Source organism: Fibrivirga algicola (assembly GCF_011742925.1).
Classification (GTDB): domain Bacteria; phylum Bacteroidota; class Bacteroidia; order Cytophagales; family Spirosomataceae; genus Fibrella; species Fibrella algicola.
Genome location: NZ_WAEL01000004.1, coordinates 289,995 through 307,392, shown reverse-complemented (window position 1 = coordinate 307,392; position 17,398 = coordinate 289,995). Strand labels below are relative to the sequence as shown.

The 17,398-nt window shown below is 52.7% G+C and carries 15 protein-coding genes; 10 read left to right on the top strand and 5 right to left on the bottom strand.

What is annotated here, in order from left to right; translation table 11 throughout:
• Window positions 1-77: 77 nt before the first annotated feature.
• Window positions 78-1,145, bottom strand: a complete 1,068-nt coding sequence (hisC, locus tag F7231_RS12670) for a histidinol-phosphate transaminase (protein WP_166692161.1) — start codon at window positions 1,143-1,145, stop codon at window positions 78-80.
• Between the two features lie 197 nt (window positions 1,146-1,342).
• Window positions 1,343-3,610 carry an aconitate hydratase gene (locus tag F7231_RS12665; RefSeq protein ID WP_166692160.1) on the bottom strand — a complete coding sequence of 756 codons (2,268 nt, stop codon included), beginning with the start codon at window positions 3,608-3,610 and terminating at the stop codon, window positions 1,343-1,345.
• Between the two features lie 292 nt (window positions 3,611-3,902).
• Between F7231_RS12665 and F7231_RS12660 the strand changes: the two genes are divergently transcribed.
• The 3 genes from F7231_RS12660 to F7231_RS12650 all read left to right on the top strand — a co-directional run bounded on the left by F7231_RS12660 (window position 3,903) and on the right by F7231_RS12650 (window position 6,204).
• Entirely contained in the window at window positions 3,903-4,574 is a 672-nt protein-coding gene (locus F7231_RS12660; protein ID WP_085413560.1) for a hypothetical protein, read from the top strand.
• Between the two features lie 181 nt (window positions 4,575-4,755).
• A complete protein-coding gene (locus F7231_RS27730) occupies window positions 4,756-5,556 on the top strand; it encodes a CHRD domain-containing protein (protein WP_166692159.1) in 801 nt (266 codons plus the stop codon).
• Between the two features lie 165 nt (window positions 5,557-5,721).
• On the top strand, window positions 5,722-6,204 hold the full coding sequence (locus F7231_RS12650; protein ID WP_085413563.1) for a CHRD domain-containing protein: 483 nt from the start codon (window positions 5,722-5,724) through the stop codon (window positions 6,202-6,204).
• 117 nt (window positions 6,205-6,321) lie between these two features.
• Here the strand turns inward: F7231_RS12650 and hisB are convergent, their stop codons facing one another.
• Window positions 6,322-7,470, bottom strand: coding sequence for a bifunctional histidinol-phosphatase/imidazoleglycerol-phosphate dehydratase HisB (hisB, locus tag F7231_RS12645; RefSeq protein WP_166692158.1), 1,149 nt, complete (start codon window positions 7,468-7,470; stop codon window positions 6,322-6,324).
• A gap of 321 nt (window positions 7,471-7,791) precedes the next feature.
• Between hisB and F7231_RS12640 the strand changes: the two genes are divergently transcribed.
• The 6 genes from F7231_RS12640 to F7231_RS12615 all read left to right on the top strand — a co-directional run bounded on the left by F7231_RS12640 (window position 7,792) and on the right by F7231_RS12615 (window position 14,116).
• On the top strand, window positions 7,792-8,832 hold the full coding sequence (locus F7231_RS12640) for an NYN domain-containing protein (RefSeq protein ID WP_085413567.1): 1,041 nt from the start codon (window positions 7,792-7,794) through the stop codon (window positions 8,830-8,832).
• A complete protein-coding gene (locus F7231_RS12635; protein ID WP_166692157.1) occupies window positions 8,829-10,142 on the top strand; it encodes an anthranilate synthase component I family protein in 1,314 nt (437 codons plus the stop codon). Before F7231_RS12640 ends, F7231_RS12635 begins: the two co-directional genes overlap by 4 nt.
• A 42-nt stretch (window positions 10,143-10,184) precedes the next feature.
• Window positions 10,185-10,526 carry a DoxX family protein gene (locus F7231_RS12630; RefSeq protein ID WP_085413569.1) on the top strand — a complete coding sequence of 114 codons (342 nt, stop codon included), beginning with the start codon at window positions 10,185-10,187 and terminating at the stop codon, window positions 10,524-10,526.
• A gap of 139 nt (window positions 10,527-10,665) precedes the next feature.
• Window positions 10,666-11,268: a DUF6992 family protein gene (locus tag F7231_RS12625; protein ID WP_085413570.1), complete on the top strand. Its 603-nt coding sequence runs from the start codon at window positions 10,666-10,668 to the stop codon at window positions 11,266-11,268.
• A 99-nt stretch (window positions 11,269-11,367) separates the two neighbouring features.
• A complete protein-coding gene (locus tag F7231_RS12620; RefSeq protein ID WP_085413572.1) occupies window positions 11,368-11,883 on the top strand; it encodes an acyl-CoA thioesterase in 516 nt (171 codons plus the stop codon).
• Between the two features lie 196 nt (window positions 11,884-12,079).
• The gene (locus F7231_RS12615) at window positions 12,080-14,116 is read left to right on the top strand and encodes a M3 family metallopeptidase (protein ID WP_374757377.1); all 2,037 of its coding nucleotides are present in this window, start codon (window positions 12,080-12,082) and stop codon (window positions 14,114-14,116) included.
• Between the two features lie 112 nt (window positions 14,117-14,228).
• On the opposite strand, the gene F7231_RS12610 is transcribed toward F7231_RS12615, so the two are convergent.
• The gene (locus tag F7231_RS12610; RefSeq protein ID WP_166692155.1) at window positions 14,229-14,777 is read right to left on the bottom strand and encodes a YceI family protein; all 549 of its coding nucleotides are present in this window, start codon (window positions 14,775-14,777) and stop codon (window positions 14,229-14,231) included.
• A 254-nt stretch (window positions 14,778-15,031) separates the two neighbouring features.
• On the opposite strand from F7231_RS12610, the gene F7231_RS12605 reads away from it, so the two are divergent.
• Window positions 15,032-15,856 carry a porin family protein gene (locus tag F7231_RS12605; RefSeq protein ID WP_166692154.1) on the top strand — a complete coding sequence of 275 codons (825 nt, stop codon included), beginning with the start codon at window positions 15,032-15,034 and terminating at the stop codon, window positions 15,854-15,856.
• Between the two features lie 66 nt (window positions 15,857-15,922).
• On the opposite strand, the gene F7231_RS12600 is transcribed toward F7231_RS12605, so the two are convergent.
• Window positions 15,923-17,380 carry a rubredoxin domain-containing protein gene (locus tag F7231_RS12600; protein ID WP_166692153.1) on the bottom strand — a complete coding sequence of 486 codons (1,458 nt, stop codon included), beginning with the start codon at window positions 17,378-17,380 and terminating at the stop codon, window positions 15,923-15,925.
• Window positions 17,381-17,398 lie beyond the last annotated feature (18 nt).

Genomic DNA, 17,398 nt, shown 5'->3' with positions numbered 1-17,398 from the left:
ACGGCAGAAGGTTGGTAAGGCGGAGTTTAGTCCGCTTTTGGCACTTGGAAAGCGGACTAAACTCCGCCTTTCGTAAGTTAGATAGCTACAGCAATGGCCTGGAGTACTTCCAGCAGTCGCTCGTTCTCGGCTTCGGTACCAACGGTAATCCGTAGGCAGTCTTCGCAACGCGTCACACTCGATCGGTCACGAACAATGACTTTGCTATCAATGAGTTGCTCAAAAACGGCCTGGGCCTCGTCGAATCGGACAAGCAGGAAATTGGCATCTGATGGGAATATATGCTGCACGTTGGGCAACGTACCCAACTGGGTTGCCAGCCGGTCGCGTTCGGTGAGAGTCTGCGCCACCATCGATTCTTTGTCGGCAACGTGCTCCAGTGCCTCGAGAGCCAGCGCCTGCGAAGGTGCCGAGATATTGTAAGGAGGCTTAATGACGTTCATCACCCGGATTAGCTCGGCCGATGCAAAGCACATACCCAACCGCAAGGCGGCAAGTCCCCACGCTTTAGAGAATGTCTGCAAAACAACCAGGTTCGGGTACGTATCCAGGTACGTTGTCCAGGACGAGTAGCCCGGTCCGGCAAAATCAATGTAAGCTTCATCAACCACGACCAGGGCAGTTTTGGCCGCTTCGATCACCGCCCGAATATCGGCCGGATCGAGCAGGTTGCCGGATGGATTGTTGGGCGAACAGATCCAGATAATCTTCGTCTGTGCATCGATGGCACTCAGAACGGCGGGCAAATCCAACTGGTAATCTGTTGTGAGGGGCACCTTTTTAACGGTGACATCATTAAGGCGCGCCGATACTTCGTACATGCCGTAGGTGGGCGGAAGCAGCAACACATTGTCTATACCCGGCCGGCAGGTGGCGCGCACCAGCAAATCGATAGGCTCGTCGGAGCCGTTACCCAAAAATAGCTGACTGGTCTGTACGCCTTTCAACGGCGCCAACCGGGCTTTTATGGCCGACTGGTGCGGATCAGGGTAGCGGTTATACTGACCCGAATGGGTTGTTGAACCAAGGGCATTTTCGTTGGCATCCAGAAATACACCTTCGGTACCCGTGTACTCGTCGCGGGCCGATGAATAAGGTGTCAGTGAAGCAATGTGTGGCCGTAAAACGGCAGCTAAATCAAACATAATACGAAGGCGAACTGGTCACTCAGCAAAGGTAACGCCACAGCCCCAAAGTTTGGTGCCGTAAACAGGGTGGGGGCGGCTGTATTTACGCCATATATACCAGATAGGGAGCAAGTAATGCCCGGTAAAGCAAAACGCCCCGGCGGCCATTGACCACCGGGGCGTTTATAAACCAATTGGGTAACGCAATACTGGCCTTACGCCTGTACCTGCATTTTGATCAGGTTCAGAGCTGAGCCCGCTTTGAACCACTCAATCTGGCCCTGGTTATAGGTATGATTCACCGGGAACTCGTCGGTTGTACCATCGGCGTGGTGCAGCACAACAGTCAGTTGCTGCCCAGGCGCGAAGGTTGTCAGACCATTGATGTCGATGCTGTCGTCTTCCTGTACCTTGTCATAGTCGGCGGGGTTGGCGAACGTTAGAGCCAGCATACCCTGCTTTTTCAGGTTGGTTTCGTGAATACGAGCAAATGAACGCACTAAAATGGCGCGAACACCCAGGAAACGTGGCTCCATGGCGGCATGCTCACGTGATGAACCTTCACCGTAATTTTCGTCGCCAACAACTACTGAACCGATACCCGCTGCTTTGTAAGCACGTTGTACGGCCGGTACTTCGCCATATTCACCGGTCAGCTGGTTCTTCACGGCGTTGGTTTTCTCCGTGTAGAAGTTCACCGCACCAATCAGCATGTTGTTCGAAATGTTGTCGAGGTGACCACGGAATTTCAGCCAGGGACCAGCCATTGAAATATGGTCGGTCGTACACTTGCCTTTCGCTTTGATCAGCAGTTTCAGGCCGCTTAGGTCGGTACCTTCCCAAACCGGGAACGACTCCAGCAATTGCAGACGGTCCGATGAAGGCGATACGGCAATCTGTACAGTCGATCCGTCTTCGGCCGGGGCCTGGTAGCCCGCGTCGTCTACGGCATACCCCTGTACGGGCTGCTCGATGCCCTGTGGCTCGTCGAGCATGACTTGCTCACCGGCTTCATTGGTCAGCGTGTCGGTCATTGGGTTGAACGTCAGGTCACCGGCGATGGCCAGGGCGGTCACGATTTCGGGCGAGGCCACGAAGGCGTGTGTGCTGGCGTTACCGTCGTTTCGCTTGGCGAAGTTCCGGTTGAACGAGGTGATGATCGAGTTCTTACGGGTTGGGTCGTCCATGTGACGGGCCCATTGCCCGATGCAGGGTCCACAGGCGTTGGCCAGAACTACTCCACCAATATTCTCGAACGTAGTCAGTAGACCATCGCGCTGGGCCGTGAACCGAACCAGTTCTGAACCAGGCGTCACGGTGTACTCGGATTTCGTTTTCAGATTTTTCGTAGCCGCCTGCGCCGCAATCGAAGCGGCGCGGGTCATGTCTTCGTAGCTCGAGTTGGTGCATGAACCAATCAAACCTACGTCCAGCTTGGCAGGCCAGTTGTTCTCTTTAACGGCTTTGGCAAAGTTCGACAGCGGCCAGGCAAGATCGGGCGTGAAGGGACCGTTGATGTGCGGCTCCAGCGTGTTCAGATCGATTTCGATCACCTGATCGTAGTACGTAGCCGGGTCAGCATATACTTCGTCGTCTGAGCGCAGGTGCTGCTTCACGGCTTCGGCGGCGTCGGCGATGTCGGCGCGGCTGGTGGCCCGAAGGTAATCGGCCATTTTCTCGTCATACGCGAAGATCGATGTGGTTGCACCGATCTCGGCGCCCATGTTACAGATCGTGCCTTTACCCGTGGCAGAAAGGCTTTCGGCTCCTTCGCCAAAATACTCAACGATACAGCCCGTACCACCTTTTACGGTCAGGATACCGGCTACACGCAGGATAACATCTTTGGCAGATGCCCAACCCGACAGTTTGCCGGTCAGTTTCACCCCAATCAGTTTAGGCATTTTCAGCTCCCAGGCCAGACCTGCCATTACGTCGCAGGCGTCTGCACCACCAACACCGATAGCGATCATACCAAGACCACCCGCGTTTGGCGTATGCGAGTCAGTACCAATCATCATACCGCCGGGGAACGCGTAGTTCTCAATCACTACCTGGTGAATGATACCCGCGCCGGGCTTCCAGAAACCGATGCCGTATTTATTCGAAATGGACGACAGGAAATCGTATACCTCTTTGTTCTTGCTATTGGCCGTAGCTAAGTCAGTTGTCGCACCGATCTCAGCCTGGATCAGGTGATCACAGTGTACCGTCGATGGAACAGCCACGCGTGGCCGACCCGCCTGCATAAACTGCAACAGGGCCATCTGAGCCGTGGCATCCTGCATGGCTACGCGGTCGGGTGCAAAGTCGACGTAGGCTTTTCCCCGCTCGAACGCCTGGGTAGCCGAACCTGCCGAGAGGTGCGTGTATAAAATTTTCTCCGACAACGTCAGTGGTTTACCCACTGCCTGACGGGCTGCTTCGACACGTTCGCCTAGTTGGGCGTACACGTGCTGAATCATATCTAAGTCAAAAGCCATAATAAAAAGAGATAACGATTACTGAATAAGGGGATTCTCTTAAACAACCAACGATTTACAGGAATGAATTCCGATTGGTGCGCCAAAATTAGGTGATTCTAATTCGTCTTGGAAATATTCTGTTGGCTAGTCCGGATAAGTGGCAGTTAGGCGTCCATACACAGGGTCCATTGGCTCATAATTTTGGCAATCTTGTGCCAGGTAGCTCCAAAAAGGGCGTTTGACAGATAATCGGTTTCTATAGCAAGCCTGTAGAATAAATATTTATTGTCCAACTAAGTCGAATCAACTTATGAAAAAAGGAATCTTAATCGTTCTGGGTTTGCTCAGTTCGTACGCATTTTATGCCTGTAAGAATGGCAACGAAGGCGTGATTACAGCGCCAATTCCCACTACGCAAGTAGGAGCGACCCTGACCAACCAGGTCACCTCAGGGTCGGCAACTACGGGTTCTGGTACATTCAGCGGGAGTATCAGCAGCATTACGTCGGGATCGGGGGTACTGAGCTACACCGTAACGTACGCTAACGTAACGCCTACGGGCATTACAATCGACCCAATCTCGTCTACGGGCACGTCAGGTACTGCTACGACTGGCACAAATTACGCCACTAGTATTTTGCTGGCTGGTACGTTCCCCACAACGATTTCGAATCCTGGCAGCGGCACGGTGACAAACCCAGGCAGTGGCACAGTAACCAATCCCGGTAGTGGTACGAGTACTAACCCCGGTAGCGGCACTACAACCACTCCGGGAAGTGGCACGGGCAGCACACCCATAAGCGGTACATCGACCCTGCCCGGTAGCAGCACGCTGACGGTACCAATAACCAGTCCGTTTAGTGGAACTACAACTATTTCGCAAGCGCGGGCCGACAGTATGGTAAGAGGGCTTTATAGAATAAACATACGTACCTCGGCCAATCCTGGTGGTGCTGTTAGCGGAATAATTCAAACCCGTTAATCAGCTTCATAGATCAAAAGCAATTTGTAGTGAAAGGCGGTCTCAGCAATGAGTACCGCCTTTTTTAGTAGAAAATAACTACCGCACCGTAAAATTGCTGACAAATAACCCTTAGGTCACGCATCCTTTGGCTTAAGAACTACGTACATTGGGGTCAAAGCTGTAAAAACTCATCTTCATTATGACGCTCAAATCTGTACTTTTTTCGCTGGCAACTTTGTTAGTTCTGGCTAGTGTGATTGTGGCCTGCGATGACCATCGCCTATTTCCAAACGATGCAAAAATACGGCTGGTAGCTACGTTGAGCGGTTCTGCTGAACGACCAACACCAGTTGTGTCAGCGGCTACAGGTTCGTTTGTCGGAATGCTTGACCGGGCCACGCGTGTACTTAGCTATACGGTAACGTATTCTGGGCTTACACCCGTAGCTGGCCACCTACACCGGATTAACGCTGCTAACGGCAATGGTCCCGTCGAAATTCCATTTGCCAGCCTGGGGTCACCAATCATAGGTACAACTACACTGACAACAGATACTCGTGTCGACAGTCTAATCAACGGGTTCTACTATGCTAACCTGCACACGGCGGCTTATCCGGGTGGTGAAATCAGGGGAAATGTCCGGGTCGATGGCCCGATCCGACTGGACGCTACTTTATCCGGCGCTCAGGAGAAGCCAACCCCCAACGCCTCAACGGCCACAGGTACGTTTGTCGGCGTTGTAGATCCTGCTACGCGGGTACTTAGCTATACCGTGACCTACTCGGGACTGGCGCCAACGGCCGGGCACTTGCATCGGGTTACGGCGGCCAACGGTACTGGCGGCGTTGAAATTCCGTTTGCCAGTCTGGCGTCGCCCATCATCGGAACGGCCACTTTAACTACAGCTACCCGGGTGGATAGCCTGTTAAATGGATTTTACTACGCTAATTTGCATACACCAGCATTCCCGGCTGGCGAAATTCGCGGCGATATTAAATAAACGAGTTTCCTTATTTACACCTACGCCAGTCTACGTTTTCCGTCACGCGGAAAGCATGGACTGGCGTACTTGTTTATAACTATTGATACCGCAGATGCGGGAAAGTTGCAACAATTCAGGTGTATATCTGCTTATTTAGCCGTGACCAACCAAATAAATACGATCATGTTTGCAACCCGACAACGTTTCACTCTCATTGCCACCCTGCTTGTTGGCTCAGTTTTGGGACTTAGCAGCTGCTACGAAAATACGCCTGCGACAAACCCAGGCCCCGTTACTCCCGTTCAGCAACAGCCGATCCAGTTAACGGCTACGCTTAACGGTGCCCAGGAGAAGCCAACTTCGACTACGTCGACGGCTACAGGTACGTTTACTGGAAGCCTGGATCAGAACTCACGTGTGTTGAGCTATACAGTAACGTACTCGGGCATTACGCCAATTGCGGGTCACTTGCATCGGATCACCGAAACGAATGGTACCGGTGGGGTAGCTGTTCCATTTGCTTCACTGACTTCGCCAATCATTGGTTCTACCTCTACGCTTCGCCAAACACAGATAGACAGCATGAAGAATGGTTTCTTCTATGCCAACCTGCACACAAGTCTGTATCCGGCCGGTGAAATCCGTGGTGATATTCGGGTGAAGTAAAGAGTCAGGTTTCAAGTCTCAGGTCTCAAGTCCTGGCATTCAAGTGTGCTGCCGATCTACCGAAACACGGTGATTGGGCAGCACACTTGAATGCCAGGACTTGAGACCTGAAGCTTTTTAAAGAACCCCCTTTGTACTTGGGAGGCTGTCTAACGCTTTAATGTCACGTTTTACGGCCATTTTGATGGCTTTTGCGAAGGCCTTAAAGATCGCCTCGATCTTGTGGTGTTCGTTATCACCCTCCACTTTAATGTTAACATTAGCCTGGGCTGTATCGGCAAACGACTTAAAGAAGTGGAAGAACATTTCGGTGGGCATCTCGCCGATTTTCTCCCGTTTGAATTCCGCGTCCCATACCAGCCAGGGACGGCCCGAAAAGTCGATGGCTACCTGCGCTAGGGCTTCGTCCATGGGTAGCAGAAACCCGTAGCGGCTAATTCCCCGCTTGTTACCGAGTGCCTGCCGGTACGCTTCGCCGAGTGCTAATGCCGTGTCTTCGATGGTATGGTGTTCATCAATGTGCAGATCACCGTTCACGTGGACGCGCAGATCGGCCCCTGAGTGTTTTGCCAACTGATCGAGCATGTGGTCAAAAAAGCCCAGGCCCGTGTGCATGTCGGCCACGCCTGTTCCGTCGAGGTTTAGCTCAATCTTGATTTTCGTTTCGTTCGTATTCCGTTCAACGGTGGCGGTACGGGCCGGAAGACGCAAAAAGGTGTAAATCTCGTTCCAGTCGCTGGTTGTCAGGGCAATTGCCTGTTTCATCTCATCGGTTAGTCCATCCGTATCAGCCGCCTGCGTATCGGGATTGATATTGGGCGGGATAAACAGGATCGCCTTTGCACCAAGGTTCAGCGCCAGTTTTACGTCGGTTAGCCGGTCGCCAATTACGTAGCTGTTTGACAGGTCATAACCGTCGGTAAAGTAAGCCGTGAGCATACCGGTACCCGGCTTTCGGGTAGGTACGTTGTCGGCAGGAAACGTGCGGTCAATGTGTTGAGCGGCAAAGTGAATCGACTCGTTTTCCAGCGTACGCATCATTTTGTTGTGCGCAGGCCAGAAGGTGTCTTCAGGGAACGCGGACGTACCCAGTCCATCTTGGTTGGTGACCATCACCAGTTCGTAGGGCGTTTCTTCGGCAATTTTACGTAGTGCAGAGAGTACGTTTGGGACGAATTCGAGCTTCTCGAGCGAATCGATCTGGAAGTCAGACTGCGGTTCGATGATCAGCGTACCGTCGCGGTCTATAAATAATACTGGTTGCATAGCCGCAAGTTAATGGGTGAACGAGAAGAAATTGGTCTCAACACCGTTCAAACCGGTTTATGCGCTATATTTGGGCAAAAAAACAGCGTGAGCCGAGCAGCTACGTCGGCTATAATTAGCTCCGTATACATATTGAATTGAGTTTAGTACAGCGATTGAAGTAGGTATTTGACATACATAGAATCAAAGAGGTTAAGCGCTCGTTACTTACTTTTCAAGTCAACGGTCTACTCACCCCGCGAGTAGCAAATCTTACTAAGCTGAAATCCCTGGTTGTGCCCTGTTTACTTAATTTTCATATATAATTTTTTCGTACAAAAAATGCAGCATTTAAGGCGTACTAAACTAACCCGTATAGGGGTGTTCTATGATGGTAATTATTTTCTTCATGTAAGTAACTACTACAATTATTCGCACGAACGTCGTAGTCGTATTAGCATATCAGGTCTTCACCAATTTATCCGCAGTCAGGTAGCGGATATGGAAGATAGTGATATGAACTTATGCCAGATTGTTGATGCTCACTACTTCAGAGGTCGACTGAACGCGCACGAAGCCAGTCAGCGCGGTAACCAACTGTTTTATGATCGCCTGTTCGACGATATCCTGATGTCGGAAGGGGTGGTAACGCATTACCTGCCCGTAAAGACTTACCAGGGCTACCGCCAGGAGAAAGGAATTGATGTATGGCTGGCGCTTGAAACCTACGAACTGGCGACGTACAAAGAGTTTGATGTGGTGGTATTGATCACGGCTGATGGCGACTATGTGCCGTTGATCCGTAAACTGAACACGCTGGGGACACGGGTCATGGTGCTGAGTTGGGATTTCGAGTACCTCAATGATGAAGGCGAGAAAATGGTGACCCGCACGTCGCAGGATCTGCTGGAGGAGGTATCGTACCCTGTTCCAATGCACGAAATCATCGATAACCGGCTGAAAAAGAACGACACCATGATTCGGGATCTGTTCGTGAAACAGCAGCCCCGTACCGATGCGCCACCCCGCCAGTTTTATCAGAACAATGCCGCCAGCGCAAATGGCAACGGCAGTACATACCAGAACCCCGGCTTCCCGGCCGAAAACGTGCAACTGTTGCCCGGTGAAAGTGAAGGGGACGATGATTTACAGCCTGACTTTGAACACTCAGACGAACGGCTTGTCAGCACAGTGCGCAGCCTGAAAACGGGCTACGGTTTCATTAACTGGCCACCCAACAACCTGTTCTTCCACTATACCAGTGTCACTTCGGGCGATTTCAATGACTTTCAGGTAGACGACGAAGTATCGTTCCGGCTGGGTAAAAACAACGAGGGTAAAGACATTGCCATTGATGTACAGGTGGTTGAATACCAGCCATGAATCGATTTAGCTTTGCCGTTGCCGATCTAATCCCTGCCGGTTTTTCCAACTGGCATTGGGCACTGGTGGCCGCCGCAGAAGCTACATTTGATCAGGTCGTTTACCTCACCAATAACGAACTGACGTACCCGAACGACCCGTTTCCCAACCGGCTTTACGCTGGTGCGAAACGGGTCGTTTCCTTTACCGGACAGCACGACCTGCAGACGCTGGCCGAGTTCCACCGGCAACAGCCGTGTCACCTGGTTGGGTACATTGGTTATGACGTAAAGAATCAGCTCGAAGACCTGCAAAGCCGCCATGCCGATGAATTGGGGTTCTCCGCTATCTGGTTCATGGAGCCAATGTACCTGATCGAGTTCGAGGGTGCCAACGTGACGGTGCTAACAGATCGAGCCGATGCTGGCCCCTGGGCCGAGTGGTTGACCAATCCAGGTACGTTGCCGAAGCCAGCTACCGGACCGACCAGACCAGGTATTGTTCAGGCGCGGGTCGGGGAAGCAACGTATGTTGACAATGTGGAGCGGATCCGGGACTTGATCGAGGCGGGCGATGTGTATGAGTTAAACTACTGCATTGAGTTTGTGGCCGAGCAATGCAACCTGTTGCCGGTTGAGGCGTACCAAGCACTGTGTCACCGATCACCCATGCCGTTCTCTGCCTTTCTCAAACAGGGCAACAGGTACGTGCTGGGCGCATCGCCCGAGCGGTTTCTGAAAAAAACAGGTAACCGACTGGTGTCGCAACCCATCAAGGGGACCATTCGACGAGGGCAAACAGACGGGGAAGATGACGAGTTGAAAAGGCAGTTGCGAACCAGCGAGAAAGAACAGGCTGAGAACCTGATGATCGTTGATCTCGTTCGCAATGACTTGGCCCGCTCGGCCGAAACCGGTAGCATTGCCGTTGATGAACTGTTCGGGATTTATACCTTCCGGCAGGTGCACCAGATGATCTCGACCGTGTCAGCTATCCAGCGGCAGGATGTTTCGCTGGCCGATGTGCTGGGCAATGCCTTTCCGATGGGCAGTATGACAGGGGCACCGAAAATCCGGGCCATGCAACGTATCGACGAGTTAGAAACTAGCCGTCGGGGGGTGTATTCAGGCGCCATCGGCTACATTACCCCTAGTGGTGACTTCGATTTTAACGTGGTGATTCGAAGTATTCTTTACAATGCCACACAGCAGCGTGCCAGTTTTACGGTTGGTAGCGCTATCACTTATGATGCCGATCCCGTGCAGGAGTACGCCGAATGTCTGCTAAAGGCCAGTGCCATGCGGGCAGTACTGGAAGGCGAGCGTAGTTAATGTACGTACCTTGCCAGCGATTTGTTCTAAATCCCCAGTCTTATGTCTGTTTACTTCATGGCCGCCATTTACATCCTGGCAGGAATAGGGCACTTTGTCCGCCCTACATTTTACCTGACGATCATGCCGCCCTATCTGCCTGCGCATACTGCGCTGGTTTTTTGGAGTGGGGTGGCTGAAGTAGCCGTGGGGATTGGCCTGCTATTTCCGGCAACCCGCGTTTGGGCCGCCTGGGGATTGATAGCCTTGCTGATCGCAGTGTTTCCGGCTAACTACTACATGGCTGTCGGCGATAAATTCCAGCAGCTGTCGCCCTGGATCCGGTGGGGCCGATTGCCTCTACAGGGCGTACTCATCTGGTGGGCATATCAGTACACGAAATAGGGTAGGGACCGGTCATCGCGTTGCTTGGCAGGGTTAGTTGCCACCGCTACTGACTGGGATTAATTAAGCGCCTGATCTAACAAAAACCGTCCTTCATTACTTAGGTTCTTAGACTGACTGGTCACTAAAACAGCACTTCATGAACCGTTTTCTCCTTACCCTGGGTGCCTCCCTGCTGGGCCCGTTTGTACAGGCACAATCAACGCCTGTTTCTCCCGCCGACCGGCTGCAATTCAGTCAAGAGCGCTACACCCATACCCGCACGCTGGGCCTGACGCTGGGGGGCTATGCGCTGGCCAATCTGGCTGTCAGTGGGGTTGCCATCGGGCAAACCTCTGGCGAAACGAAATACATTCATCAGATGAATTTGTACTGGAACGCAGTGAACCTGGGGATTGCCGGCCTGGGCCTACTGGGCCTCCGCAAGCAACGCCCCGACTCAGAGACGCTGGGCGAGGCGGTGCAGAAACAGGAGTCGATAAAGCGCACCTTGCTGTTCAACGCGGGGCTCGATATCGCCTACATCGCGGGTGGACTTTACCTGACCGAACGGGCTAATTCGCGTCCCGATCAGGCTGATAAGCTGCGGGGATATGGCAAAGCAGTCATGGCTCAGGGCGCTTTTCTACTGGCGTTTGATGTGGTCAACTACCTCATTTTCAAGAAACGGGGTGACCCACAGCAACTTCAGCTTATTGGTCAATCGCCGATGGGCGTCGGTGTAACTATTCCGATCAGGTAGTAATCAGGGTTTAGTCTGCTAATTTTGTGGTGCTGGCAACTGAACTTGCCAGTACGCTACATTCCATCAATCAGCAGACGTTGACCGTCAACTCTAGTAATGCCGCAACCCAAACGCGCTAGCGAATCCCACACCATCATGACCGAAATGGTGTTGCCCAACGATACCAACACACTCAACAACCTGATGGGCGGTCGCCTTCTCCACTTCATGGACATTGCCGCCGCTATTGCTGCTCAGAAACATTCGAATCGGGTGGTCGTGACGGCTTCGGTCGACAACGTATCTTTTGCCGAACCCATTAAGCTGGGCAACATTGTTACCATGAAAGCTCAGGTGACACGCGCGTTCAGTTCATCGATGGAAGTGTTTATTGAAGTGTGGGCCGAAGATATTCCGGCGGGCGTGCGGGTGAGCACCAACAGTGCATACTACACGTTTGTGGCGGTCGACCAAAGCGGTCGCCCCATCGAAGTCCCCCCCGTCATTGCCGAATCAGAAGCTGAGAAAGCCCGCTTTGAGTCGGCGTTGCGGCGGCGACAGCTCCGCCTGGTGCTGGCCGGCCGGATGAAGCCGCAGGAAGCTACTGAGCTACGGGCCCTCTTCGAAATGTAGTTTGCGTTCAACAGGCATTCGGTTGTATTTTAGAGTAAAATTCAGGGCAACTGCCCCTGTTTATACGCTGTTGAACGAGATTCAAATGTACTTGTCCTCACAACTCCTTGGGCTTGCCGCACTATCGCTTTGCGCGGGTGCAGCCGTAGCCCAGTCGACGGCTCAGCCTAAGTCGACATCAACACCAACTATGACAATGACTAACCCGTTACTGAAGCCGTTTCAGACACTCCACGAAACGGCTCCATTCCCGCTCATCAGGAATGAGCATTTCCTGCCTGCTATTACCGAAGGTATTGCGGCGGGCCGGAAAGAAGTAGCCGCTATTGCCAATAACAAAGAGAAGCCAACGTTTGCCAACACGGTTGTGGCCCTCGAGCGGGGTGGCGATCAGTTGAGCCGCGCCACGTCGGTACTCTTTAATCTGAACGCTGCCGAAACGAATCCGGAGTTACAGAAAATTGTGAAAGAGGTGTCGCCGATGTTGACCGAGTACGGCAATGACATCACCCTGAACGATAAACTCTTTGCCCGTATCAAAGCCGTGTATGAGCAAAGGGCCAGCCTTAAACTGGATGGCGAAAGCCAGATGCTGCTCGAGAAAACGTACAAGCGGTTTGCCCGTAACGGCGCTAATCTGACTGATGCGGATAAAACGAAGCTGCGGGCGATTGATAAGGAACTGTCGCAGTTGTCAATTCAATTTGGCGAAAACGTGCTCAACGAGACCAACGAGTACGTAATGAACGTAACGGACGAGGAAGAACTGAGTGGGCTGCCCGATTTTGCCAAAGAAGCAGCGAAGAAGGTGGCGCAGGAGAAAAAGATGACCGGCTGGGCGTTCACGCTTCAAGCCCCGAGCTACGGCCCCTTCATGCAATACGCCGACAACCGGGGACTTCGCGAGAAACTGTACCGCGCATATAATGGCCGGGGTTTTCACGGCGACAAGAACGATAACCAGACAAATATCACTCGGATGGTTCAGCTGCGCTACGACCGGGCGAACCTGCTGGGTTACAAGACACATGCCGACTTTGTGCTGGAAGAAAGCATGGCCGGTTCAAGCCAGAAAGTGAAGTCGTTTCTAGATGAACTCGTGCAGTACGCCCGCCCGGCTGCCGAACGCCAGTTGAACGAACTGACCACCTTTGCCAAGTCATATGGCTTTACGGCCGACAAGATTGAGCAGTGGGACTACAGTTATTATGCCGAGAAGCTGAAAAAGAAGCAGCTTGACTTGGATGATGAAACGCTCCGGCCCTACTTCAAACTGGAAAACGTGTTGCAGGGCGTATTCACGGTGGCGAATAAGTTGTACGGGATCACGTTCAAAGAAAACAACACGATTCCGGTCTACAACCCGGAGGTGAAGGCCTACGAAGTATTTGATCAGAACGGCAAGTTCCTGGCGGTCTTCTATGGCGATTACTTTCCCCGGGCAGGCAAGCGCAGTGGTGCCTGGATGAATGATGTGCAGGGACAGAAAATTGTGAATGGTGTGAACCTGCGCCCGCACATTGTGAACGTGTGCAACTTCACGCGGCCTACGGATACCCGCCCGTCGCTGCTGACGTTTTATGAAGTAACCACGCTCTTCCACGAATTTGGCCATGCACTGCATGGTATGCTGGCCAACGGGCAGTACGAAAGCCTGAGCGGCACCAGCGTACCCCGCGATTTTGTGGAACTGCCTTCGCAGGTGATGGAAAACTGGTGCTACACCCCTGAAGCGCTGAACCTGTTTGCCAAGCATTACAAAACGGGCGAGGTGATTCCACAGTCACTGGTTGAGAAAATACGCGCGAGTCAGAATTTCATGGCGGGTATCGCCAACTTGCGTCAGCTGCGTTTTGGCCTTACTGATATGTATTTCCACGATCGCAAACCGACTGGCGAATCGATCACTGACGTTGAGAACCACGCCGATTCACTGGTGAATCTGTTTCCACGCGTAAAAGGTACATCGTTCAGCACGGCATTCTCGCACATTTTTGCTGGTGGCTATTCGGCGGGCTATTACAGCTACAAATGGAGTGAGGTGCTCGATGCCGATGCGTTCGAGTATTTCCAGGAAAACGGTGGACTCGGCGCAAAAGAGGTGGCTCAGAAATTCCGGCAAAACGTACTGGAGAAAGGCGGAAGCGAGAAGCCAATGGAGTTGTACAAGAAGTTTCGGGGCCGTGAACCGTCGCCCCAGGCTATGTTGCGCCGCAGTGGATTAGCCCTGTAGCAAAACAAGTTTGTATTGACAAATACGAAAAGCCCCACCGGAAAATCCAGTGGGGCTTTTTATGTTAAAAATGTCAACAGAGGTGATGGTGGGGTACTAGTATAAGGCTGAATTAAGCCTGCTTGGTCACTTGAATGTTCAGCACCAGCCGAACATCATCGCTGACCACGACGCCACCCGCTTCGGTAACAGCGTCCCAGCTAAGGCCAAACTCTTTGCGCTTGATAACGCCGGCAATTTCGAAACCGGCTTTTGTCTGACCGTAGAAGTCACCCATCTGTCCGCCGTATTCGGCTTTCAACGTTACGGGCTTCGTTACGCCGCGCATCGTCAGATCTCCCGCTACCGAGTAGGTGTCGTCGCCGGTTTTAGTCATGCTGGTCGACTTAAACGTTAGCTGAGGAAATTCGTCGGCATTGAAAAAGTCGGCTGATTTGAGGTGCCCATCGCGCTGTTCGTTGCCGGTGCTGATGCTGGCGATGTTGGCCGAAAAGCTTACCTGAGCGCCTTCGAAATCGTCACCAACTTGCGTCACCTGCCCTTCGTAGTCGCTGAACGAGCCAGTCACAGTCGACACCATCAGGTGCTTAACTTTGAAATGAACTTCTGAGTGAGATGGATCAATGGTCCAGATAGTAGCGGTGTTAGCTTGAGCTTCCATGAGAGAATGTATGGTTTATTGTATGTGTATTTAATGTACATACACGTAAATGGTTGGTAAAGGTTCGTCCTCGCTAAATTTTTTTTTGCCTATTTGCACCATCCAGTAGCTGCGGCTAACACAATGGCTCCAGCGCATGAACTGGCCGGTACGTGGGCCGTTCGGTCGTGCAGACACAATAAAGCAGGCAGGATCGGGGTTTGAACAATGGCAGGGATTCACGTCCACATATGCCTATGCAGATCCAACTTTCCATGAAAATTCTCCCCGTTGTGTTGTTGCTGGGGTTGAATAGCCCCGTCTTTGCGCAAGGTACATCCCGATTTGTTCGTTCAGACGAACCAGGTCAGCTAGCTATTACGGTGGGGGCCGGCGTAGCCAATTACCTCGGCGACCTGAATGACCGGACTGCCTTTCGCCGGGGCGAGATAGGCGTTGCGCTGGCGGCGGGCATCACCTACCGGCTTTCTGATCATGTATCGACGCGGGCTGAGGTACGTGTTGTGCAGCTAAAGGGCTCACAACAGGGTACCCGGCAGGAAACCAACAATCTGTCGTTTCGGAGTATGAATCCTGAACTTACGGGCGGACTTGTATTCGATCTATTGCCCGCCTCATCACGGCCGGTGATAAATCCGTATCTGGCTCTGGGTGTTGGCTTCACGTACCTGTCACCGGCCGCGCGCTATCAGGATCGATGGGTGCGTTTGCCGGCTCTGGAAACGGAAGGGGAAAACTATAGTCGGCTGGCTGTACTGGCTTCGGGTGGAGCCGGACTTGCGGTTCGGTTACCCCGGCGGGTACTCCTGGCCCTTGAACTGTCCTATACGCTCCCCAGCAGTGATTATATAGATGATGTAAGCACGGTGTACCCCTTTGGAAGCTCGCTTCGGGGAAGCGAAGCCATTGCCTTATCTGACCGCCGGCCTGAACTGGGATTACCTGTTAATGAGCCGGGGACGCAGCGTGGTTTCAGGAGCGGAAAGGACACGTACCTGACCGGCCTGCTTCGGTTGACGATTCCACTCTCATCGGCCAAAGAACGGCAGTACCGCCGGGATGTAAACTGCGTTCGCTAGGCGGGTGGGTACGCTATAGCGTAGGGCTATAAACTGGCGCCCCGAAGTTCAGCACAGCTGCCCTCGCTACGCCATCCACGCTTCCTGCATCGCAATCCACTCTTCTTTAGGCGTATCGCAGGTGGGGCAGGTAAAGCTGTCAGGTACGTTGCTGAAAGAGGTGCCCGCTGCAATGCCGTTCCGGTCATCGCCAAACTGCGGGTCGTAGGCGGTATAGCAGTGTGGACACTGATGCAGCGTGGGCTGGACTGGTGCGGGGGCTGTAGCTTCAGGTTCGTCGGCGGGCATCTGTTCATACTGCGCTTTGAGCCGCTGGGCGCTGAACTGCCGGCAAAGGCGGTGTACCTGAAAGGGAAGGCTGTAACCAAGTAAACCTTTGTCGAATAGAAAGTACGTTCGGCTGTTGGGGTTGAAATGTTCGGTGAAATACAGGTCGTAGACACTCAACAGCGGCAGAGTGCCGATGCGCAGCAAGGCGCGTTTACGAATCAGGACCGAACCGAACACTTCCGATTTAGGCTTCGTTTGCACGCCGAAACACAGACCGAAGGTGCGGGTATCGTACTTCTCAAAATAGCGAACCACCCGCTGTTTAATGGTCATGCCTTCATCAGTATGATCCTCCGTCTGCCAGGCGAGTTCGTTGGCTGCGTGGCGCACATTGATGTTGTGCTTGCCCAGCACCATCGACCAGGCGGGCCTGTCTTCTTCAGCGATATTTTTGATAATCAGTGATTTCCAGGCAGTCACGCAGATTTCGCCGACGCGCGTTTTGAGGCAAAGTGTGCAAAGATCGAGCAGAAAGTCGATGGTGAACTGTTCATCCTGCCGGTAAAGTCCCAACCAGGTACGTTGGCCGTAGCGGTTAAAGCCTTCGTAATAAGGCAACGAAAATTCGGGTAGCTGTACAGGTTGCGTGGCCGGTTGCGTAATAAACGTTTCCCGGTTCATAACCGCCGTGTACAACGCATCTGGCGCAGTTAATTCCTGGTTCAGCATAGCGCTTTCTACCTGCCTGGCCAATCGGCCTACATCGTTGGTATAGATCAGATCACGCCACTGAAAAACGGTGTTTGACTGCCTTGGTCTGACGTAGAGGTACCAGAAGTGCGGCTCGGGCGAGGCAATGAAATTGAGATTACCCGTGAAAAAAGGCGTAAAGCTTTGATCCGAGTCAGAGAGGTTGATCTTCAGTCGGGGCTGGTAATCGAACTGATCGAGGATGGTGTGGTACTCGCCTTCGCGCAGCCACGAGCCGGTACGGAATACTTCTTCGCCACAGTAGGACGAAATAATGTTGGGATATTGATCGGTATTTAGTTCGTAGACAATCTGCTGCTGACGAAGCGTTTTCTCAAAAGCCCGCATTTCTTCATAGTGCACAACCAGTAGCAGTTGTTGCCGCGCCCCGAAACGTACCCGACGCACCCGGGCTTCATAAGCGGCACGCAGAATAACCTGCAGGGCGGCCGGAGAAACGATGCCAGCTGGCATATTGATCTTGACGGTATAGTAATCGCGCATCTGGATTAAGGTTACTGT